We start from the raw sequence: 19,985 nt of genomic DNA, 5'->3' as shown, positions 1-19,985 counted from the left end.
GGCGTCCCTCAGCCGGTGAAGGTCTCGACCTTGACGATCTCGACCGGGATTTCCTTGCCGTTGGGGGCCGTGTAGGAGGTCTTGTCGCCCTCCTTGAGGCCTAGGATGGCCGCGCCGAGGGGGCTCTGCTCGCTGTACACGTCGAGGTCGGTGCCGCCCGCGATCTCGCGGCTGCCGAGCAGGAAGCGCTCCTCGTCGCCCAGCACGAGCGCGGTCACGACGGTGCCCGACTGCACGGTGCCGTCCGACTCGGGCGCCTCGCCGACGACGGCCTCCTTGAGCAGCGCCTGCAGCGTGCGGATGCGCATCTCGATCTTGCCCTGCTCGTCCTTGGCGGCGTGGTAGCCGCCGTTCTCCTTGAGGTCGCCCTCCTCGCGGGCGATCTCGATGCGCTTGGCGATCTCCTCGCGGCCGGTGGTCGAGAGCTGCTCGAGCTCGGCGGCGAGTCGGTCGTAGGCCTCCTGCGTGAGGAAAGTGACCTGTGCGTCATTGGACACGATGGACTCCTTCGATCGGGCGGGGATAGTGCAAGACGCCCCGGCGTTCGGCCGGGGCGTCGCGAGTCAGTCCGGAAAGACTACGTGACCCAGCAGGTTTCGACCAAACCGGTCGTCGCCTCGGCGACCGTCGGGACGGTCTCCGTGCGGGACATCGCGTGGCCACCGTCGCCCTCGTACCGGACGATCTTCCAGCCGACGACGCCGAACTCCTGGTCGAGCGCCTGGACCGCGCACGCGACGTCGCGTCCCGGCGGCGCGGTGAGCTGGAACGACACCCGGACGCTGTGCTCGTCGAGAACCTCGTACCCGAGACCGTCGACGGACACGGCGTCGAGGGAGGTGGACACGGCGGTCCAGCCGAGCCACCCGATGCCCGCGGCCGCGACGGCGATCACGGTGCCCCACAGCATCCGCCGGCGCGCGGGGTCGGCCGTCCGCCCGTAGCGGTCGTCGAGCTCGGCCTGCGTGGTCATGCGCGTCCTCGGGGAAAGTTAGGCTGGTCCCACCAGGCTAGAACAGGAGCCACCCGATGCAGGCCCTCGGCACCATGCCCACCCCCACGCCCACGGTCGACCCCATGCTGGTCAGCCCCGGGCCGATGGGCTTCGCCGTGATCGTCATCCTGGTGGTCCTGGTCACTTTGCTGGTGCTCGACATGCTGCGGCGCGTGCGCCGCGCACGGTACCGCGAGGAGGCCAACGAGGCGCTCGACGCCGAGGAGGCCGCCGCCCGCGAGCGCGAAGCGCGCCGCGACGCGGACGACGGATAACCGAGCGCGACCCCGCCGTGAGGCGGGCGTGGCGTCACAGGGCGTGGGGCAGGGGATCCAGCGCGATGAGCAGCGCGCCGGTCCAGTGGCACAGGAAGGCGAGCACGGTGCACACGTGGAAGATCTCGTGGAAGCCGAAGTGGCCGGGCCACGGGTTGGGCCGCTTCATGGCGTAGACCGCCGCGCCGGCCGAGTAGAGCAGGCCGCCCGCGATCACGAGCACCATCATGGCCGGGTTGGCCTGGAACAGGTCGACGAGGTACATCACGGCCGCCCAGCCGAGCAGCAGGTAGAGGGCGACGTACAGCCAGCGCGGAGCGCCGAGCCAGAACACGCGGAACAGGATGCCGAGGAGGGCCCCGCTCCAGACGAGCACGAGCAGCAGCGTGCCCTTCTCGGGCGGGAGCGCCAGCACCGCGATCGGCGTGTACGTGCCGGCGATCAGCAGCAGGATGTTCGCGTGGTCCACGCGGCGCAGCACGGCCTTGACGGACGGGTTCCAGTCGAAGCGGTGGTACACCGCCGAGTTGCCGAACAGCAGCAGCGACGAGGCCATGAACACCGCGGACGCCCACTTGGCGGGCGCGCCCTGCGCGAGGTTGATCAGCACGATCCCCGCCGCGACCGCGACCGGGAACGTGCCGGCATGGATCCAGCCGCGCCAGGTCGGCCGGATGTCCGTCTGCGCGTCGTGACGGGCCTCATCCAGCAGGGGCAGCTGCGGCACGCCGTCTTCGGAGGTCGGGTCGTCGTCGTGCGCCTGCGTCATGCTCCGAGCGTACGCGGCATGGCATGCCGCGCACGGCACACGGGCGGGCCGGAGTAGCGTAGGCACGTGCGAAGGACGCGATCGATCGAGGGCCGCGGCCCGCTGTACCGGCTGTACAGCTCGCGCCTGCGCCATCAGATCGACTCCTCGCGGGTGCCGCATCACGTCGCGATGGTGATCGACGGCAACCGCCGCTGGGCGAGGCAGCTCGGCTACGAGACCGCCGCACACGGTCACCGCGCGGGCGCCGCCAAGATGATCGAGTTCCTCGGCTGGTGCGACGAGCTCGGGATCAAGGTCGTCTCGCTCTACCTGCTGTCGAACGACAACCTGCGCAAGCGGGACGAGCGCGAGCTGGCCGACCTGATCGAGATCATCGCCGATCTGGCGGCCGAGCTCGCCGAATGCGGCGACTGGCGCGTGCAGCACGTCGGCCGTGCCGATCTGCTCCCGGAGAGCCTCGCCGCCGCGCTCCGCGACGCCGAGGAGCGCACGCGCGACCACGGCGGGCTGCACGTCAACCTCGCGGTGGGGTACGGCGGCCGCCACGAGATCGTCGACGCCGTCCGCCGCATCATCGCCGCCCACGGCGAGCGCGGCGGCACGCTCGAGGAGCTCGCGGAGAACCTCACGCCCGAGGCGATCGGCGAGCACCTGTACACGGGCGGGCAGCCGGATCCGGATCTGGTCATCCGCACGAGCGGCGAGCAGCGGCTGAGCGACTTCCTCGTCTGGCAGAGCGCGCACAGCGAGTTCTACTTCGTCGAGGCCCTCGGTCCCGATCTGCGTGAGGTCGACTTCCTGCGCGCGATCCGCGACTACGCCACGCGCGAGCGCCGTTTCGGCGGCTGAGCGCCACCCGGCCCCGTCCCGCGCCCCTGCCAGAATGGGCGGGTGAGTACCATCGCGGATTTCCGGTCGTCGTTCCCGGGGGAGCCCGGCTACCTGAACTGGGCGTCCTTCGGGCCGCTGTCGCCCCAGGTGCGCGACGAGGTCGTCGCCGATCTGGAGATGCTGGGGACGGGCCGGGCCAGCAGCATCGCGCACGTGCACGAGCGCATCGACGAGGCCCGTGGCGCGGTGGCCGGCCTGCTGGGAGCGGCCGTCGACGAGGTCACCCTGCAGCCCTCCACGACGTACGGCGTCATGCACGCGGTCTACGGGCTGTCGGGCGGTGTGCTCGCCTCGCCCGCGGAGTTCCCGACGATCCCGACGGCGCTCACACGCGCGGCCGACGCGTTCGGGCGGGTGCGCCCGCAGTGGCTGGCGTCCGAGGGCGGCTGGGTCACGCCCGAAGCCGTCGCCGAGGCGCTCGACGCCGACACCGTCGCGCTCGCCGTGAGCCTCGTCGACTTCCGCACCGGCTACCGCGCCGACCTCGCGGGCCTGCGCGAGGCGATCGGGCCCGACCGGCTCCTGATCGTGGATGCCGTGCAGGGATTCGGCGTGATCGACGCCGACTGGTCCGCGGCGGACGTCGTGTGCGGCAACGGGTACAAGTGGCTGCGCGCCGGCCGGGGGACGGGCTTCGCGTGGTTCAGCGCGCGTGCGCGAGCGTCCATCGCTCCGGTGCTGTCGGGATTCGGGGGTGCGGAGGGCGGCATGACGCCCGACGCCGTGCCGCCGCCGGCCGCCACCGCCCAGGCCTACACGATCTCGGGCGCCGACGTGCTGGCCGCGGCCCGCCTGGCCGTCGCGGTGGGGCAGGTCGCGGACGCCGGCGTCGCCGAGATCGAGGCGGCGCTGACGGAGCGCGTGGATCGCGTGATCGAGATCGCGCAGCGGCACGGCATCCCGATCGACACGCCGCTCGAGCCGGAGCGCCGCGCCGGCATCGTCGCGCTCGCGCCCGCGAGCGTCGCGGCCCTGGGCGCCGAGCTGGCCAACCGCGGCGTCACGGCGACCACGCGGTCGGGGACGGTGCGGATCGCGCCGCACGTCGGCACCGACGACGAGACGCTCGGCCTGCTCGACGAGGCGTGCGCGGCCGTCGCACGGGGCTGATCCGGCGCGTGTCGGGCCGCCGCGGAAAGTTCACGCACCTGTTACGAACGACACGCCTGTAATTCGTCGCGCGGAATGCGCGGATGGTCGTACGTTGTCCGCATCGGGCAAGGTGCCCGGTCGGGTCGGCCATCCAGGTTCGCGACTCGTGGCCCCCAGGTCGACTCGCGTGAAGCCGGGCAAGGTCCCGGGGTCGGGAGTGGGGCGTGACCATCAGCACAACTCAGCAGGCCAGCCGTCGCGGCAGCACCGCGCGAGAGGCCGCACCTGACGACGCGTCGTCGGAGCAGGCACTGCGCGCGTACGTGCTCGACACCTCGGTGCTGCTGAGCGATCCGCGGGCGTTCTTCCGCTTCGCCGAGCACTCGGTCGTGATCCCGGTCGTGGTGATCGGCGAGCTCGAGGGCAAGCGCCACGACCCGGAGCTCGGCTACTTCGCGCGGCAGGCGCTGCGCCACCTCGACGAGCTGCGCATCGAGCACGGCCGGCTCGACTTCCCGGTCCCGGTGGGCGAGGGCGGCACGCTCCGCGTCGAGCTCAACAACACCGACGCCACCGTGCTGCCGAGCGGCATCCGGCTCGCCGACAACGACAGCCGCATCCTGGCGGTCGCGATGCACCTCGCGCAGGACGGAAACGACGTCACGGTCATCTCGAAGGACCTGCCGATGCGCGTCAAGGCCGCGTCTCTGGGACTGTCGGCCGAGGAGTACCTGGCCGAGCAGGCCGTCGACTCCGGATGGACCGGGATCGCGTCGCTCGATCTGTCGGGCGACGAGATGGCGGACCTGTACGAGACGGAGGTCGCCTCGCACGACGACGTCCGCGGCATCCCGGTGAACACGGGCCTGGTGATCCACTCCGAGCGGGGCTCGGCGCTGGGGCGCGTCACGGGGGAGGGCGAGCTGCGGCTGGTGCGGGGCGACCGCGACGTGTTCGGCCTGCACGGCCGCTCGGCCGAGCAGCGCATCGCGATCGACCTGCTGCTCGATCCCGAGGTCGGCATCGTGTCGCTCGGCGGCCGGGCCGGAACCGGAAAGTCGGCGCTCGCGCTCTGCGCGGGCCTCGAGGCCGTGCTCGAGCGCCAGCAGCAGAAGAAGATCATCGTGTTCCGCCCGCTGTTCGCGGTCGGCGGCCAGGAGCTGGGCTACCTGCCCGGCGACCAGGCCGAGAAGATGAACCCGTGGGGCCAGGCGGTCTTCGACACGCTTGGCTCGGTCGTCTCGAACAACGTGCTCGAGGAGGTCATCCAGCGCGGGCTGCTCGAGGTGCTGCCGCTCACGCACATCCGCGGCCGGTCGCTGCACGACGCCTTCGTGATCGTCGACGAGGCGCAGTCGCTCGAGCGCAACGTGCTGCTCACCGTGCTGAGCCGGATCGGCCAGAACTCGCGCGTGGTGCTGACGCACGACGTCGCGCAGCGCGACAACCTGCGGGTGGGACGTCACGACGGCATCGCGAGCGTGATCGAGACCCTCAAGGGCCACGGCCTGTTCGGCCACGTGACCCTCACACGCTCGGAGCGTTCCGCTATCGCCGCGCTCGTGACCGACCTCCTGGAGGCCGGCGAGCTCGCCTGAGCCGTCATCGCCCGCGAGGTCGCACCCCGGCAGGGGCGCGGCCTCGCGGCGTCGGGGCACGGCGCGCCCGCCGCGCCGGTGGCCGGGAGCGTTCCTATAGTGAGAATCGCCGGGGTCGGCGACGACTCCGGCGTCCTGCGTTCACCGATGAAGGAGTCGTGCGCTCATGTCCGAGACCCTGACCACCGCGCCGGAACGGGAGCTGCCTCCCGTCGCGGCCGAGGACAAGCCGAGATGGACCCCGCTCAAGATCGCGATCTGGGCCGCGATCGCGCTGCTCGGCGGCGTCGCCTGGACGATGCTGGCCATCGTGCGGGGCGAGACCGTCAACGCGATCTGGTTCGTGTTCGCCGCGGTCTGCACCTACCTGATCTTCTACCGCTTCTACGCGAAGTACATCGAGAAGCACCTGGTGCGGCCGGACGACCGGCGCGCGACGCCCGCCGAGTACAAGGCGGACGGCAAGGACTACGTCGCCACCGACCGGCGCGTGCTGTTCGGACACCACTTCGCGGCCATCGCCGGCGCCGGCCCGCTCGTCGGGCCCGTGCTCGCGGCGCAGATGGGCTACCTGCCCGGCACGCTCTGGATCATCGTCGGCGTCGTGCTCGCCGGCGCCGTGCAGGACTACCTCGTGATGTTCTTCTCGATGCGCCGCGGCGGCCGCTCGCTCGGCCAGATGGCCAAGGACGAGCTCGGGCGCTTCGGCGGCGCGGCCGCCATCCTGGCGACGCTGCTCATCATGATCATCATCACGGCGATCCTCGCGCTGGTCGTGGTGAACGCGCTCGGCGAGAGCCCGTGGGGCGTGTTCTCGGTCGCGCTGACGATCCCGATCGCCCTGTTCATGGGCGCATACCTGCGCTGGATCCGCCCGGGGAAGATCACCGAGGTCTCCCTGATCGGCTTCGCTCTGCTCATGGTCGCGATCGTCGCGGGCGGCATGGTCGCCGAGACCGAGTGGGGCCAGGCGATCTTCACGCTCGACCGCACCACGATCGCGTGGGGCATCATCGTCTACGGCTTCATCGCGGCCGTGCTGCCGGTGTGGATCCTGCTCGCCCCGCGCGACTACCTGTCCACGTTCATGAAGATCGGCGTGATCGTCGCGCTGGCCGTGGCGATCATCTTCGTGCGTCCCGAGATCGCGGTTCCCGCCTTCAGCGAGTTCGCGGGCGGCGAGACCGGCCCGGTGTGGCCGGGAAGCCTGTTCCCGTTCCTGTTCGTGACCATCGCGTGCGGCGCCCTGTCGGGATTCCACGCGCTGATCTCGTCGGGCACGACGCCGAAGATGATCGAGAAGGAGCGCCAGACGCGCTTCATCGGCTACGGCGGCATGCTCATGGAGTCGTTCGTCGCGATCATGGCGCTCGTCGCCGCGATCTCGATCGACCGCGGCCTGTACTTCGCGATGAACGCCTCGGCCGCCGCGACGGGCGGCACGGTCGAGGGCGCCGTGGCGTTCGTCAACAGCCTCGGCCTGACGGGCGTGAACCTCACTCCCGAGGTGCTGACGGGCGCGGCCGAGTCGGTCGGCGAGGAGTCGGTGATCTCCCGCACGGGCGGCGCGCCGACGCTCGCGCTGGGGCTCGCGCACATCATGCAGCAGTGGATCGGCGGACCGGCCATGACCGCGTTCTGGTACCACTTCGCGATCATGTTCGAGGCGCTGTTCATCCTGACCGCGGTCGACGCGGGCACGCGCGTGGCGCGGTTCATGCTCCAGGACTCGATCGGCAACCTCGTGCCCCGCTTCAAGGACACCTCGTGGCGGGTGGGCGCGTGGATCTGCACCGCGATCATGGTCGGCGGATGGGGCGCCGTGCTGCTGATGGGCGTCACCGACCCGCTCGGCGGCATCAACACCCTGTTCCCGCTGTTCGGCATCGCGAACCAGCTGCTCGCGGCGATCGCGCTCGCGGTCGTGATGTCGATCGTCGCCAAGCGCCGCACGTTCCGGGTGCTGTGGATCGTCGGGCTGCCGCTCGCTTTCGTGACCGTCGTGACGGTCACCGCGTCGCTGTTCAAGATCTTCTCGCCGGTCCCGGCCGTCGGCTACTGGGCGAACCACGTGGCGTTCCGCACGGCGCTCGACGCCGGGGAGACCTCGTTCGGCACCGCCGGAACGCCCGAGGCGATGGCGGCCGTCGTGCGCAACACGGCGATCCAGGGCACGCTGTCGATCGTCTTCCTGGTGCTGACGCTCATCGTCATCACGGGGTCGATCATCCGCGTCGTGCAGGCGCTGCGCGGCACCGAGGTCGTCGACAACGAGGAGCCCGCGCGCCCGTCGCACCGGTTCGCGCCCGCCGGCCTGATCGCCACGCCCGAGGAGCGCGAGATCCAGAAGCAGTGGGACGCGCTTCCCGCCGAACGGCAGCCGGTCCGTGGCCACTGACAGCGCGGTCGCGACCCGGCCGGGCGCCCTCGGGGCGCTCGGCCGGGCCTGGCGCGCGCTGGCGTGGTACGCGAAGGGACTGACGGGCGAGTCGAAGTACGCCGCCTACGTGGCCCACGAGCGCGCCGCGCACCCGGATCGCGCGCCGCTCACGGAGCGCGAGTTCTGGCGCTGCGTCTACCGCGACCAGGAGGCGAACCCCGGCAGCCGCTGCTGCTGATCATCCCTTGCTCGTTGAGCGACCGAGCGCTCAACGACCGGAAGGGCCCGGAGGACGATGTCCTCCGGGCCCTTCTCACTGATCCGCCTGACGGCGGATCCGTCAGCCCGGGTGGGTCATCGAGAGGAGGTCGAGCTTCTCGTCGAGCTGCTCCTCGGTGAGCTCGCCGCGCTCGACGTAGCCGAGCTCGATCACGGCCTCGCGCACCGTGATCCCCTTGGCGACCGAGTGCTTGGCGATCTTGGCGGCGGCCTCGTAGCCGATCAGCTTGTTGAGCGGCGTCACGATCGAGGGGCTCATGCCGGCGAAGGCCTTGGCGCGCTCGAGATTGGCCTCGAGGCCCGAGACCGTCTTGTCGGCGAGCACGCGCGACGCGTTGGCCAGCAGTCGGATCGACTCGAGAAGGGCGGTGCCCATGACCGGGATCGCGACGTTGAGCTCGAACGAGCCCGACGCGCCGGCCCACGCCACGGTCGCGTCGTTGCCGATCACGCGCGCGGCGACCATCAGCACGGCCTCCGGGACGACCGGGTTGACCTTGCCCGGCATGATCGACGAGCCCGGCTGCAGGTCGGGGATGCGCAGCTCGGCGAGGCCCGTGTTGGGGCCCGAGCCCATCCAGCGCAGGTCGTTGTTGATCTTGGTCAGCGAGACCGCGATCGTGCGCAGCGCACCCGACGCCTCGACCAGGCCGTCGCGGTTGGCCTGGGCCTCGAAGTGGTCCTTGGCCTCGGTGATCGGCAGCCCGGTCTCCTCGGCGAGCAGCGCGATGACCTTCTGCGGGAAGCCGAGCGGCGTGTTGATTCCCGTGCCCACGGCGGTGCCGCCCAGGGGCACCTCGGCGACGCGGGGCAGGGCGGCCTCGACGCGCTCGATGCCGAGGCGCATCTGACGCGCGTAGCCGCCGAACTCCTGGCCGAGCGTGACGGGCGTGGCGTCCATCAGGTGGGTGCGGCCGGACTTGACGGCGTCCTTCCACAGCTCGGCCTTCTCCTCGAAGGCCTTCGCGAGGTGGTCGAGCGCCGGGACGAGGTCCTCGATGAGCGCCTGCGTGACGGCCACGTGCACCGACGTCGGGAACACGTCGTTCGACGACTGCGACGCGTTCACGTGGTCGTTGGGGTGCACGTCCGAGCCGAGCTTCTGCGTCGCGAGGGTCGCGAGGACCTCGTTCATGTTCATGTTCGACGAGGTGCCGGAGCCGGTCTGGTACGTGTCCACGGGGAAGTGCGCGTCGTACTGGCCCGTGACGACCTCGTCGGCCGCGGCGGCGATCGCGTCGGCGATCGCGCCGTCGAGCGTGCCGAGCTCCTTGTTCGCGAGCGCGGCGGCCTTCTTGATGCGCGCGAGGGCGGCGATCTGCGTCGACTCCAGGCCCTTGCCCGAGATCGGGAAGTTCTCGACCGCGCGCTGGGTCTGCGCGCGGTACAGGGCGGATGCCGGCACGCGCACCTCGCCCATCGTGTCGTGCTCGATGCGGTACTCGATCTCGGTCACTTCGTCGTCCCTTCGGATGGCGTCTTCGGCAATGGGGGTGGTTCGGGGTGGGGCTCAGGCCGCGGCGTCGTTCGACGTGCCCAGGATCACGTCGGGCACGACCGTGCCCTCGGCCAGACGGTAGTTGGCGCCCACGATCGCGAGGCGGCGCTCGGCGACCGCCGTGCTGATCAGCTCGGAGCGCTGCAGCAGCGCCGTCACGGTGTCGCGCAGGTGCTCGCGGCCGACCTGCTCGGCGTCCACCGTCTCGGGCGTGACGCCCTGGTCGGCGCTCGCCCGCAGCACGCGCCGCACGGCGGGGACGATGGGGGCGATCAGGCGCCAGATCGACGGCGGCAGCACCGGCGCATCCGCGTGGGTGCTCTCGATCGCGGCCCGCACGGCGCCGCACGCGTCGTGGCCCAGCACGACGATCAGCGGCACCTTCAGCACCTCGACGGCGTACTCGAGGCTGCCGACGATCGAGTCGCCCGCGACCTGGCCCGCGTTGCGCACGACGAAGAGGTCGCCGAGGCCCATGTCGAAGATGATCTCGGCCGACAGGCGCGAGTCCGAGCAGCCGAACAGCGCGGCGCGGGGGGTCTGCGCGGCCGCGATCTCGTTGCGGCGCTCCACGTCCTGGTGCGGGTGCTCGGGGGTGCCGGCCACGAATCGGGCGTTGCCTGCGACCATCTCGGCCCAGGCCTCGTCGGGCGTCACGGTGCGGGTGTCGTCGGCGCTCGTCATTCCTGCTCCTTCATGAGCTCCAGCAGCTGGGGCGCGATCAGCTCCGCGACCTCAGCGGTCTTCTCGGGGGTCGATGAGCCGTACAGCAGCACGTGATCGGCGCCGGCCTGGGTGCCGAGCGCGTACGACACGTTCGCGTTGCCGTCGGGGTTCACGTCGTAGGTCTGCCACGTGATGCCGGCGATGTCGACCTCGCCGCTCGGGGCCGTGCCGCCCAGCCGCTGAGCGGCCCATGTGGCGTCGGCGTCGAAGCCCTGCGAGAAGCGCAGGAAGCTCTCGTCGCCGGGCACGTAGACGATGTTCCAGGACGCCGGGGCGCCCGGCTCGACCTGGGCCTGGTTCACGCGCCAGCCCTCTTCCTCGCCGGGCACGGGGGGCACGATCGCGGTGCCGTACGTCTCGGAGGCGACCTCCGCGATGGGCTCCGGGTCGATGCCCGGGCGGGGAGCCGGCTCGCCGCGCGGCACGGCCCACACGATGACCAGCACGATCGCGAGCGTCGCCACGAGGGCGATCACGAGGTTCCGGATGTTCTGGCTCTCGCGGTAGGCCTTGGAGTTCGCGGCCTTGCGGGCGGCCGTCTCCTCGGGCGTCTCCGGGCGTCCGAGCTCGGCGACGATGCGCGGCTCGCGAGCCATCAGCCCTCGTCCTCTGCGTCGCCGCCGCCCTGGGCGGCCTCGAGCCGGCGCTTCGCGCCCCGCAGCCACTCATCGCAGCGTGCGGCGAGGGCCTCGCCGCGCTCCCACAGCGCGAGGGACTGCTCGAGTGTCGGCGCGCCCTGCTCGAGCTCGCCGACCACGCGCACGAGCTCGTCGCGTGCCTGCTCGAACGAGAGGGTGGCGACGTCCGCCGGTGCCGATCCGGGAAGTGCGGGCTCGGAGGTCACGATCCCATCCTACTTTCCGGTGTCCGACGTCTCGGACGGCGTGGTCGTCGGGCCCTCGGGCAGCTCGCCGGTCGACGTCGCTCCGAGCGAGCCGCGGTCGAGCGTCACGACGATGCGGGTGCCGGCGGGCGCCTGGGCCGCGTCGCGCAGGATGACCCCGCCGTCGGCGTGCGCGATGGCGTAGCCCCGGGCCAGGGTCGCGGCGGGGGACAGCGCGCGCAGCGACGCGCGCAGCTCGGCCGTCCGCAGCCGTCCCTGCTCGACGCGGCGCTCGATCAGCTCGCGGCCGCGCGTGACGAGCTGCCAGACGTCCTGCGTGCGGGTCCGGATGAGGTGCTCGGGGGAGCGCAGCACGGGCCGGGACCGCAGCTGCTCGAGCTGCGCGATGTCGTGCGCGATCCGCTGCGTCAGGCGCGTGGTCATGCGGGAGCGCAGCTGCGCCACGATCGCGCGCTGCTCGCCGACGTCCGGCACCACGCGCTTGGCGGCGTCCGTCGGGGTCGAGGCGCGCAGGTCGGCGACGTCGTCGAGCAGCGGATGATCGTTCTCGTGGCCGATCGCGCTGACGATCGGCGTGCGCGCCGCGGCGACCGCGCGCACCAGCCGCTCGTCGCTGAAGCCCAGCAGCGTCTGCGGATCGCCGCCGCCGCGGGCGATGATGATGACGTCGACCTCGGGGTCGGCGTCCAGCCGCTGCAGCGCCGCGAGCGTCTCGGGCACGCACCGGTCGCCCTGCACAGCGGCGTACTCGGTCCGGAAGCGCACGTGCGGCCAGCGCAGCTCGGCGTTGCGGTGCACGTCCTTCTCGGCGTCCGAGCGCTCGCCCGTGATGAGCCCGATGCAGTGCGGCAGGAACGGCAGGGGCTTGCGGCGGGCGGGGTCGAACAGGCCCTCGGCCCGCAGCTGCGCGCGCAGGCGCTCGAGGCGCTCGAGCTGCTCGCCCAGGCCGACGTGCTTCATGGCCGATACCTGGAAGGTGAAGTCGCCGCCCTTGGCGTAGTAGTCCGCCTTGACGCACGCCACGACGTGGTCGCCGACCTTGAGGTCCGCCGGGATGCGGCCGCGCACGCTCGACCAGATCCGGATGGAGATCTGCGAGTCGCCCTGCAGGTCCTTCAGCCGCGCGTAGACCGCGCCGGCGCGCACGTTCCAGGAGGTGATCTCGCCCTCTACCCAGACGGAACCCCAGCGCTCGATGAAGCCCTTGATCGTCTGGTTCAGGCGCGCCACGGAGGTGGGGGCGTCCGGCCGCGAGTCGCGGGGCGGGACGCTGTCGGGCGGCGGGGCCTCGCCCGGCACCGCCACCGGCTGGAACGACGTCATGCCACCTCTGGTCTGCCTCGGGAGTGGTTCTGGGTACCGGACGGGATGGCCGCGCTCGGGCCCCGCTCAGGGGCCGCCCGTAGAATCGACGTGTGAGCGCCACCGCCATCTCTCTGCCCGTGCCCGCCGTCCCGGCACGCCGGGCGGACGTCCGCCGCGAGCCCCTCAAGGATATCCCGGGCCCCGGACGCAAGCGGGTGCTGCTCGCGGCGCCCCGCGGCTACTGCGCCGGCGTCGACCGGGCGGTCATCACGGTCGAGAAGGCCCTCGAGCGCTACGGCGCGCCCGTGTACGTGCGCAAGCAGATCGTGCACAACATCCACGTGGTCACGGAGCTCGAGAAGAAGGGCGCGATCTTCGTCGACGAGGTCGACGAGGTGCCCGAGGGTGCGCACGTCGTCTTCAGCGCGCACGGCGTCTCGCCGGCCGTCGTGAACGCGGCATCCGACCGCGGTCTCCAGGCGATCGACGCGACCTGCCCGCTCGTGACCAAGGTGCACCGCGAGGCCGTGCGCTTCGCGCGGGACGACTACCAGATCCTGCTCGTGGGCCACGTGGGCCACGAGGAGGTCGAGGGCACGGCGGGCGAGGCTCCCGACAACGTCGTGATCGTCAACTCGCCGGAGGAGGCCGACACGGTCGAGGTGCCGGACCCCGAGAAGCTCGTGTGGCTGTCGCAGACCACGCTGTCGGTGGACGAGACCATGGAGACCGTGCGCCGCCTGCGCGAGCGGTTCCCGCATCTGCAGGATCCGCCGTCGGACGACATCTGCTACGCCACCCAGAACCGCCAGGTCGCGATCAAGAAGGTCGCGCGCGACGCCGACCTCGTGATCGTCGTGGGCTCCGCCAACTCGTCCAACAGCGTGCGCCTGGTCGAGGTCGCGCTGCAGCACGGCGCGAAGGCCGCGTACCGCGTCGACTACGCCGACGAGGTGCGCCAGGAGTGGCTCGAGGGCGTCGAGACCGTCGGCGTCACGAGCGGCGCCTCGGTGCCCGAGGTGCTGGTGCAGGAGGTTCTCGCGGACCTGGCCGGCGCCGGATACCGCGAGGTCGAGGAGGTGCGCACCGCGGAGGAGGACCTGATGTTCTCGCTGCCGAAGGAGCTGCGCCAGGACGCCACGGGTCGTCGCGACGACCGCGCCATCGGCGGCCGGGGCCGCGCGTGACCGACGCGACGTCGCCCGGCGAGCCGCGCCCGCGGCCGCAGTACGGCGAGTACGCGACGCCCGAGGAGCAGCGCGCCCGCATCCGTCGGCCTCAGCCCCTCCCGCCGCTTCCCGAGCCCGGCGCGCCGCCCGCGACGCCTGTCTCCCCGGTCGGCGCGCCCGTGAAGGCCGCCGGCATGACTCCCGGCCGCCTGATCGACCGCGCCGCGGCCGTGGCCCTGCTTGTGTACGGGCTGGTCAGCATGGTGAACGCGATCTCGGCGATGCTGGACCCCGCACCGCTGCTCGACGCGATGGGCCTCGACGCGGGGGAGCTGGGCGTCACCTCGACGGGCGGCTGGGGGATCGCGGCCGCGCTCCTGCTCGCGGGCGGCTGGCTCCTGACCGCCTGGCTCACGTGGCGCGCGCACCGGCGCGGATGGATCCTGTTCTGGATCCCGCTCGCCGGCGGCTTCGTGTTCAACGCGCTCTCGGGCCTCGTCGTGGCGTTCGGCCTGCTCAGCGACCCCGTGGTGCTGCAGGCCGTGCTCGACCAGGCCGCCGGCTAGGCCGGATCAGGGGCCGATCCGGGTCGTCTCGGGGGTCGTTCCGGGGCGGGTCGCCGCACGGACGGCGTCCCGGTGGGTGAGACTGGACGGCGATGAGTCCGTTCAGCCGCCGCCGTCGTCAGCGTCTCGCCCGTTTCGGGCTCTTCGTGGCGCTCGCCGGCGGACTCGGCCTGGGCATCGCCACGTTCGCCAACTCGGCGGTCGGTCCCGGGACCGACCGGGTGCCGGAGGCGGTCGCCGAGGAGGTCGCGGAGGCGCCGGCGGTCGTCGCGCCCGAGATCGATCCGACGCGCCTCGCCTGGCCCGCGCAGGGAGCGGCGGCCGTGGCCGTCGGGGACGGACCCGTGGTCACGCGGTCCGACCACGCCGTGCCGATGGCCAGCATCACCAAGCTGGTCACCGCGTTGATGGTGCTCGAGGAGCGTCCCCTCGCCGTCGGCGAGGCGGGCGCGGAGTACCACTTCGTGGAGAAGTGGAACGCGTCGTACGAGGAGTACACGGCCCGCGGCGAGTCCGCGCTCAAGGTGCCCGTCGGCGGCATCCTGACCGAGTACCAGCTCCTGCAGGGCATGCTGATCGGATCCGCGTGCAACTACGCCGACATCCTGGTCGCCGACATCTGGGGCGACGACGCGGCGTTCGCTGTCGCCGCCCGTGACTTCCTCGCCGGGCACGGGCTCACCGACATCACGATCGTCGAGGCGACCGGCATCGACCCGGCGAACACGGCCACGGCCGCCGCGCTGATCGAGCTCGGGCGGCTCGCGCTCGCGCATCCGGTGATCGCCGAGATCGTGGCGACCCCCGCGGTCGAGCTGCCCGGCGCCGGGCTCGTGGAGAACACGAACGACCTGCTGGCCGACCCGGGCGTCGTCGGGATCAAGACCGGGACGCTGGAGGGCAGCAGCCTGCTGTCCGCGAAGGACGTCGCGCACGCCGACGGCACGGTGCGCGTCTACGCGGTCGTGCTGGGGCAGGTCGACGACGAGGCGCGCTTCACCGAGTCCCGCGCGCTGTACGCGGCCGTCGAGTCGCAGCTCTCCGCGATCGGCTGAGGCCCCCGCCGGGAACGGCGGAAGCCCCGACCCGCACGCGCGGGCCGGGGCTTCCGGATGATGTCGTCGGCGTCAGCGCTGCGACTGGCCGTACGAGCCGAGCTGCTTGGTGGCCTCGACCACGCGCGCGGCCATCGCCGTCTCGGCGACCTTGCCCCACGCGCGGGGGTCGTACTGCTTCTTGTTGCCGACCTCGCCGTCGATCTTCAGGACGCCATCGTAGTTCGAGAACATGTAGCCGGCGATCGAGCGCGTGAACGCGTACTGCGTGTCGGTGTCGATGTTCATCTTGATGACGCCGTTGCGGACCGCGGTCGCGATCTCCTCGTCGGTCGAGCCGCTGCCGCCGTGGAAGACGAGGTCGAGCGGCTTCTCGCCGGTGCCGAACTGCGCGGCGATGCCCTCCTGGATCTCGCCGAGCAGCTCGGGGCGCAGCTTGACGCCGCCGGGCTTGTACACGCCGTGCACGTTGCCGAAGGTGAGGGCCGCGATGTAGCGGCCGTTCTCGCCGAGGCCGAGCGCCTCGACGGCCTGGGCGACGTCGGCGACCGTCGTGTAGAGCGCCTCGTTCGAGCCCTCGTGCTTGACGCCGTCCTCCTCGCCGCCGACCACGCCGACCTCGATCTCGAGGATCGAGCCGATGTTCTTCGTGCGGGGCAGCAGCTCCTTGGCGATCTCGATGTTCTCGTCGAGCGGCACGGCGGAGCCGTCCCACATGTGCGAGTGGAAGATGGGGGCGCCCGTGGCGGCGAACTGCTCCTCCGAGGCCGCGAGGATCGGCAGCAGGAAGCTGTCGAGCGCGTCCTTCGGGCAGTGGTCCGTGTGCACCGCGACGGTGATGTCGTACGAGGCGGCGACGCGCTTGACGTACTCCGCCATCGCGATCGCGCCGACCGCGCGGTTCTTGACCGTGTGGCCCGCGAAGTAGTCCGCGCCGCCCGTCGTCACCTGCAGGATGCCGTCGCTGCCGGCCTCCTGGAGGCCCTGGAGCACCGAGTTGATGGTCTGCGAGCTCGAGACGTTGATGGCCGGATAGGCGAAGCCGCCGGCCTTCGCTCGATCGAGCATCTCCGCGTACTGATCCGGGGTGGCGAAAGGCATGGACGACTCCTTGGAATGTCGGTCTATGAAGCGTCGCCAGTCTAGCGGCGGGCGGGGCGCCTTCCAGGCGGGTCCTGGGGCGGAGGGACGGTGGGTCCATTCGCGCATCGGAAAGAATCGCGATTCCTGTCGGCCGGATCGGCGGTGCGCGGACGGCTCGCACCTCTACGCTCGAAACATGCAGACCTCCGACATGTCTCCGCTCCACCCGGATCGCAACATCGCGCTCGAGCTGGTGCGCGCCACCGAGGCCGCCGCCATCCGCGCGGTGCCGTTCATCGGACGCGGCGACAAGCTGGCGGCCGACGGCGCCGCGGTCGACGGGATGCGCGCCTTCCTCTCCACGGTCGACTTCGACGGCGTCGTCGTGATCGGCGAGGGCGAGAAGGACGCCGCTCCGATGCTCTTCAACGGCGAGCACGTCGGCACGGGCAGGGGACGCTCGTACGACATCGCCGTGGACCCGATCGACGGCACGACCCTCACCGCCGAGGGACGCAACAACGCCCTCTCCGTGATCGCGCTGTCCGACCGCGGCACCATGCTCGACGCGTCGAGCGTCTTCTACATGGACAAGCTCGTCACCGGGCCCGCCGGCGTGGGCGTCGTCGACATCCGCCTGCCCATCGGCGAGAACATCCGGCTGCTCGCGAAGGCGCTCGGCAAGCCGGTGGACGAGATGGTCGTGTCGGTGCTGAACCGTCCGCGTCACGAGCAGCTGATCCGCGAGATCCGCGAGACCGGGGCCGGCACCCGCCTGATGAGCGACGGCGACGTCGCCGGCGGCATCAACGCCGCGCGTCACGACGCCCGCACCGACATGTGCGTCGGCGTCGGCGGCAGCCCCGAGGGCATCGTGACGGCCTGCGCGATCAAGGCGCTGGGCGGGCACATCCAGGGCCGGCTCTGGCCGCGCGACGACGACGAGCGTCAGAAGAGCATCGACGCGGGCCTGAAGATGGACCACGTGTACGAGGCCGACGACCTCGTCGCGGGCAACAACACCCTGTTCGTCGCGACCGGCGTCACCGACGGCGCGCTCGTCGCGGGCGTGCGTCGCGAGGGGGACTACGTCTACACCGAGAGCGTGGTGCTGCGCAGCCACTCCGGCACGCTGCGCCGCGTCTCGTCGGACCACCTCGTCTCGAAGTGGCTCTGACCCCTCGCTGAGTCCCACCAGGTGGCGTACGTCGCCGCGCGTGATGGAGCTGTGACCGACTTCGGAGGATCCGTCTGGGACAATGGATCCGGACGGTCGACACAGCAGGGGGACGAAGGCATGTCAGTACAGCACGCGCCGGTGCAGAACGTGCAGCAGCACGTCGCCTCGCCGCGGACGGGCTCTCAGCCGGTCGTCGACCCCGCGCGCCGTCCGGATGTGCTTCTCCGCGTCCGCCGTGCGCCCGGCCAGGAGCCCAGCGCCTGGTGGTTCATCGGCTCCTTCGTGGTGTTCTCGGGCGCCGTCACGGCGCTGCTGAGCTTCATCCCCGGCTGAGCGGTTCGCCGCTCTCGGTCGCGGCTTCCAGTCGCGACTGATCCAGCCGCGTCGCGATCGACTCCGTGACCGGCGCATCGGGCACGTCCAGCGCCTCGATGAGCTCGGGCGCCGCCATCCGGCGCGTCGACGACAGGATCGGCTTCGGCTCCGCGGTGGACGCCAGCTTGGTCGCGTCGATGCCGGGGAACCGGCGGGCGGTGACGAGCACCCGCGACTCGAGCGAGCCGGCGAACCGGTTGTAGGAGTCGACCGTGCGCTCGATCGCGCGGCGCAGGTCGTCGGCGTGCTGCGCGAGCGTGCCGAGCCGCTCGTACAGCTGGTTGCCCAGCGTGAACAGCGTGCGCGCCTCGTCCGACACCTCCTGCTGCGTCCACGCATAGGCGACGGTCTTCAGCACCGCCCAGAGGTTCACGGGCGAGGCGAGCGCGACCCGCTTGGAGAACGCGTACTCCATCAGCGTCGGATCCTCGTCGAGCGCGACGGCGAGGATCGACTCGCTCGGCAGGAAGCAGACGACGAACTCCGGGCTGGACGCCAGGCCCGTCCAGTAGGCCTTCTTCGCGAGCGCGTCGACATGGGAGCGCACGGCCTTGACGTGCTGCTTCAGCAGGTCGCGGCGCCGGCGGGCGTCGTCCCCCGTCGCCGTGTCGGGGATCGCCGTCGCGTCCAGGAAGGCGTCGAGCGGCGCCTTGGCGTCGATCGCGATCGCCTTGTCGCCCGGCAGGCGCACGACCATGTCGGGGCGGCCGGCGGCATCCGCGCCCGTCAGGGTGGCCTGCGTGTCGAAGTCGACGTGGCGCACCAGGCCGGCGGACTCGACGACCCGGCGCAGCTGCGTCTCGCCCCACACGCCGCGCGCGGTCGTGGAGCGCAGCGCGCCCGCGAGGGACTCGGTCGTGGCGCGCAGCGCCTCCTCCGACGCCTGCGCCCGGCGCAGCTGCTCGGCGATCGTGCCGAACTGCCCGGCGCGCTCGCGCTCCATCTCGTCCACGCGCTGCTGCATGCGCCCCAGGCTCTCGCGCACCGGGGCCAGGGCCGTCAGCACGGCGCTCTCGCGGCGGGCGCGCTCCTCGGCCGCCGCGCGCTCCGCCTGGGCATGCGCCTCGGCGTCCCGGCGGAGGTCCTCCTGCCGCTCGAGGGCCTCCCGGAGCGCGCCGACCTCGGCGTCGCGCGCCGCGAGCGCCGCGCGGGCCTCGGCCGTCTCGGCAGCGGCCCGGCCGGCGCGCGCGAACCACCCGATGGCGGCGCCTGCCGCGAGGGCGACGATCACGAGCAGAAGGGCGAGTGCGTCCATGGGGCCATCATGACCGGGGCCTCGGACATCGTGCGGATCAGGCGGCCGCGACGACCGCGGGAGCGATCTGCGCGGTGCGCACGCCCAGCGCCTCCGCCAGCCCGTCGACGTCGTCGGCGCCGCTGCGGCGGGCCGCGTCGATCAGGATGTGCGCGCACGCGAGCGCGTCGGCGATCGCGTCGTGGTGCGCGAAGCCCGTGAACCCGGCGGCCTCGGCCGCCACGGGCAGGCGATAGGACGGCAGCTGATAGGCCTTGCGCGCCACGGCGAGCGTGCACAGGTAGCGGTAGGCGGGGAGCTCGTAGCTCGTGACCTCGCAGGCGGCGCGCAGGACGCCCATGTCGAAGCTCGCGTTGTGCGCGACCAGCACGTCGTCGCCGGCGAACCCGATCAGGTCCTCGATCTGCTCGTCCCACCCCAGCGCGTCCTCGACGTCCGCGGCCGTGATCCCGTGGATGCGGGTGTTCCACTCCTGGAACAGGTCGTGGCCCGCGGGCGGGCGGATGAGCCATCCGGTCTTCTCGACGACGCGGCCGTCGCGCACCTTCGCGAGGCCCACCTGGCACGCCGACGCCCGAGATCCGTTGGCCGTCTCGAAGTCGATCGCCGTGAAGTCCAGTGCCACGCCTCGAGTCTGCGGGCCCGGTC

The 19,985-nt window shown here is 71.9% G+C and carries 22 protein-coding genes; 11 read left to right on the top strand and 11 right to left on the bottom strand.

Features of this window, described 5'->3' with window-relative positions; genetic code table 11:
* Positions 1–8: 8 nt before the first annotated feature.
* Together greA and ASD19_RS06265 are read right to left on the bottom strand one after the other, a co-directional pair.
* Entirely contained in the window at positions 9–497 is a 489-nt protein-coding gene (gene greA, locus ASD19_RS06270) for a transcription elongation factor GreA (protein WP_055989882.1), read from the bottom strand.
* Between the two features lie 80 nt (positions 498–577).
* On the bottom strand, positions 578–973 hold the full coding sequence (locus tag ASD19_RS06265) for a DUF4307 domain-containing protein (RefSeq protein ID WP_055989879.1): 396 nt from the start codon (positions 971–973) through the stop codon (positions 578–580).
* Between the two features lie 56 nt (positions 974–1,029).
* Between ASD19_RS06265 and ASD19_RS06260 the strand changes: the two genes are divergently transcribed.
* Positions 1,030–1,269: a hypothetical protein gene (locus ASD19_RS06260; protein WP_055989876.1), complete on the top strand. Its 240-nt coding sequence runs from the start codon at positions 1,030–1,032 to the stop codon at positions 1,267–1,269.
* 34 nt (positions 1,270–1,303) lie between these two features.
* Here the strand turns inward: ASD19_RS06260 and trhA are convergent, their stop codons facing one another.
* The gene (gene trhA, locus ASD19_RS06255) at positions 1,304–2,038 is read right to left on the bottom strand and encodes a PAQR family membrane homeostasis protein TrhA (RefSeq protein WP_055989873.1); all 735 of its coding nucleotides are present in this window, start codon (positions 2,036–2,038) and stop codon (positions 1,304–1,306) included.
* Between the two features lie 66 nt (positions 2,039–2,104).
* On the opposite strand from trhA, the gene ASD19_RS06250 reads away from it, so the two are divergent.
* From ASD19_RS06250 to ASD19_RS06230, 5 genes are all read left to right on the top strand, one after another.
* On the top strand, positions 2,105–2,890 hold the full coding sequence (locus tag ASD19_RS06250) for an isoprenyl transferase (RefSeq protein ID WP_055989870.1): 786 nt from the start codon (positions 2,105–2,107) through the stop codon (positions 2,888–2,890).
* Between the two features lie 42 nt (positions 2,891–2,932).
* Positions 2,933–4,042: an aminotransferase class V-fold PLP-dependent enzyme gene (locus ASD19_RS06245; RefSeq protein ID WP_055989867.1), complete on the top strand. Its 1,110-nt coding sequence runs from the start codon at positions 2,933–2,935 to the stop codon at positions 4,040–4,042.
* A 293-nt stretch (positions 4,043–4,335) separates the two neighbouring features.
* Positions 4,336–5,622: a PhoH family protein gene (locus tag ASD19_RS06240; protein ID WP_235562995.1), complete on the top strand. Its 1,287-nt coding sequence runs from the start codon at positions 4,336–4,338 to the stop codon at positions 5,620–5,622.
* Positions 5,623–5,788: 166 nt separating this feature from the next.
* Entirely contained in the window at positions 5,789–8,020 is a 2,232-nt protein-coding gene (locus ASD19_RS06235) for a carbon starvation CstA family protein (protein ID WP_055989861.1), read from the top strand.
* Positions 8,010–8,240, top strand: a complete 231-nt coding sequence (locus ASD19_RS06230; protein WP_055989858.1) for a YbdD/YjiX family protein — start codon at positions 8,010–8,012, stop codon at positions 8,238–8,240. Before ASD19_RS06235 ends, ASD19_RS06230 begins: the two co-directional genes overlap by 11 nt.
* A gap of 102 nt (positions 8,241–8,342) precedes the next feature.
* Here ASD19_RS06230 and ASD19_RS06225 read toward each other — a convergent pair whose 3' ends face one another.
* The 5 genes from ASD19_RS06225 to xseA are packed head-to-tail and all read right to left on the bottom strand — an operon-like array spanning position 8,343 to position 12,672.
* Positions 8,343–9,737: a class II fumarate hydratase gene (locus ASD19_RS06225; RefSeq protein ID WP_055989855.1), complete on the bottom strand. Its 1,395-nt coding sequence runs from the start codon at positions 9,735–9,737 to the stop codon at positions 8,343–8,345.
* Positions 9,738–9,791: 54 nt separating this feature from the next.
* On the bottom strand, positions 9,792–10,463 hold the full coding sequence (locus tag ASD19_RS06220) for a carbonic anhydrase (protein ID WP_055989852.1): 672 nt from the start codon (positions 10,461–10,463) through the stop codon (positions 9,792–9,794).
* On the bottom strand, positions 10,460–11,101 hold the full coding sequence (locus tag ASD19_RS06215) for a DUF4245 family protein (RefSeq protein ID WP_055989849.1): 642 nt from the start codon (positions 11,099–11,101) through the stop codon (positions 10,460–10,462). The genes ASD19_RS06220 and ASD19_RS06215 overlap by 4 nt, the downstream gene beginning before the upstream one ends.
* On the bottom strand, positions 11,101–11,349 hold the full coding sequence (locus ASD19_RS06210; protein ID WP_055989846.1) for an exodeoxyribonuclease VII small subunit: 249 nt from the start codon (positions 11,347–11,349) through the stop codon (positions 11,101–11,103). Before ASD19_RS06210 ends, ASD19_RS06215 begins: the two co-directional genes overlap by 1 nt.
* 9 nt (positions 11,350–11,358) lie before the next feature.
* A complete protein-coding gene (gene xseA / locus ASD19_RS06205) occupies positions 11,359–12,672 on the bottom strand; it encodes an exodeoxyribonuclease VII large subunit (RefSeq protein ID WP_055989843.1) in 1,314 nt (437 codons plus the stop codon).
* A gap of 92 nt (positions 12,673–12,764) precedes the next feature.
* Here xseA and ASD19_RS06200 point away from each other — a divergent pair, with 92 nt between their 5' ends.
* From ASD19_RS06200 to ASD19_RS06190, 3 genes are all read left to right on the top strand, one after another.
* Entirely contained in the window at positions 12,765–13,841 is a 1,077-nt protein-coding gene (locus ASD19_RS06200; protein WP_082543019.1) for a 4-hydroxy-3-methylbut-2-enyl diphosphate reductase, read from the top strand.
* Positions 13,838–14,389: a DUF6264 family protein gene (locus ASD19_RS06195; RefSeq protein ID WP_055989840.1), complete on the top strand. Its 552-nt coding sequence runs from the start codon at positions 13,838–13,840 to the stop codon at positions 14,387–14,389. The genes ASD19_RS06200 and ASD19_RS06195 overlap by 4 nt, the downstream gene beginning before the upstream one ends.
* A gap of 92 nt (positions 14,390–14,481) precedes the next feature.
* Complete coding sequence (locus tag ASD19_RS06190) at positions 14,482–15,444, top strand: D-alanyl-D-alanine carboxypeptidase family protein (protein WP_055989838.1); 963 nt, start codon at positions 14,482–14,484, stop codon at positions 15,442–15,444.
* 72 nt (positions 15,445–15,516) lie between these two features.
* Here ASD19_RS06190 and fbaA read toward each other — a convergent pair whose 3' ends face one another.
* Positions 15,517–16,545, bottom strand: a complete 1,029-nt coding sequence (gene fbaA, locus ASD19_RS06185; RefSeq protein ID WP_055989835.1) for a class II fructose-bisphosphate aldolase — start codon at positions 16,543–16,545, stop codon at positions 15,517–15,519.
* Positions 16,546–16,723: 178 nt separating this feature from the next.
* Here fbaA and glpX point away from each other — a divergent pair, with 178 nt between their 5' ends.
* Together glpX and ASD19_RS06175 are read left to right on the top strand one after the other, a co-directional pair.
* The gene (gene glpX / locus ASD19_RS06180) at positions 16,724–17,704 is read left to right on the top strand and encodes a class II fructose-bisphosphatase (RefSeq protein ID WP_055989832.1); all 981 of its coding nucleotides are present in this window, start codon (positions 16,724–16,726) and stop codon (positions 17,702–17,704) included.
* Positions 17,705–17,824: 120 nt separating this feature from the next.
* On the top strand, positions 17,825–18,040 hold the full coding sequence (locus tag ASD19_RS06175) for a hypothetical protein (protein ID WP_055989829.1): 216 nt from the start codon (positions 17,825–17,827) through the stop codon (positions 18,038–18,040).
* Here the strand turns inward: ASD19_RS06175 and ASD19_RS06170 are convergent.
* A complete protein-coding gene (locus tag ASD19_RS06170; RefSeq protein ID WP_055989826.1) occupies positions 18,027–19,337 on the bottom strand; it encodes a DNA recombination protein RmuC in 1,311 nt (436 codons plus the stop codon). The two genes, ASD19_RS06175 and ASD19_RS06170, sit on opposite strands and share 14 nt — an antisense overlap.
* A gap of 37 nt (positions 19,338–19,374) precedes the next feature.
* Entirely contained in the window at positions 19,375–19,962 is a 588-nt protein-coding gene (locus tag ASD19_RS06165; RefSeq protein WP_055989823.1) for a 3'-5' exonuclease, read from the bottom strand.
* Positions 19,963–19,985: the final 23 nt, after the last annotated feature.

The sequence above is a fragment of the Microbacterium sp. Root53 genome, from assembly GCF_001426925.1.
Taxonomy (GTDB): Bacteria; Actinomycetota; Actinomycetes; order Actinomycetales; family Microbacteriaceae; genus Microbacterium.
The sequence above is the reverse complement of the archived record's forward strand: the minus strand, read 5'-3'. Positions and strand labels throughout refer to the sequence as shown.

Coding starts and splice junctions, on each gene's coding strand:
- ASD19_RS06265 (WP_055989879.1), bottom strand. CDS start 973: ATGACCACGCAGGCCGAGCTCGACGACCGCTACGGGCGGACGGCCGAC.
- ASD19_RS06260 (WP_055989876.1), top strand. CDS start 1,030: ATGCAGGCCCTCGGCACCATGCCCACCCCCACGCCCACGGTCGACCCC.
- trhA (WP_055989873.1), bottom strand. CDS start 2,038: ATGACGCAGGCGCACGACGACGACCCGACCTCCGAAGACGGCGTGCCG.
- ASD19_RS06235 (WP_055989861.1), top strand. CDS start 5,789: ATGTCCGAGACCCTGACCACCGCGCCGGAACGGGAGCTGCCTCCCGTC.
- ASD19_RS06220 (WP_055989852.1), bottom strand. CDS start 10,463: ATGACGAGCGCCGACGACACCCGCACCGTGACGCCCGACGAGGCCTGG.
- ASD19_RS06215 (WP_055989849.1), bottom strand. CDS start 11,101: ATGGCTCGCGAGCCGCGCATCGTCGCCGAGCTCGGACGCCCGGAGACG.
- xseA (WP_055989843.1), bottom strand. CDS start 12,672: ATGACGTCGTTCCAGCCGGTGGCGGTGCCGGGCGAGGCCCCGCCGCCC.
- ASD19_RS06190 (WP_055989838.1), top strand. CDS start 14,482: ATGAGTCCGTTCAGCCGCCGCCGTCGTCAGCGTCTCGCCCGTTTCGGG.
- fbaA (WP_055989835.1), bottom strand. CDS start 16,545: ATGCCTTTCGCCACCCCGGATCAGTACGCGGAGATGCTCGATCGAGCG.
- glpX (WP_055989832.1), top strand. CDS start 16,724: ATGCAGACCTCCGACATGTCTCCGCTCCACCCGGATCGCAACATCGCG.
- ASD19_RS06175 (WP_055989829.1), top strand. CDS start 17,825: ATGTCAGTACAGCACGCGCCGGTGCAGAACGTGCAGCAGCACGTCGCC.
- ASD19_RS06170 (WP_055989826.1), bottom strand. CDS start 19,337: ATGGACGCACTCGCCCTTCTGCTCGTGATCGTCGCCCTCGCGGCAGGC.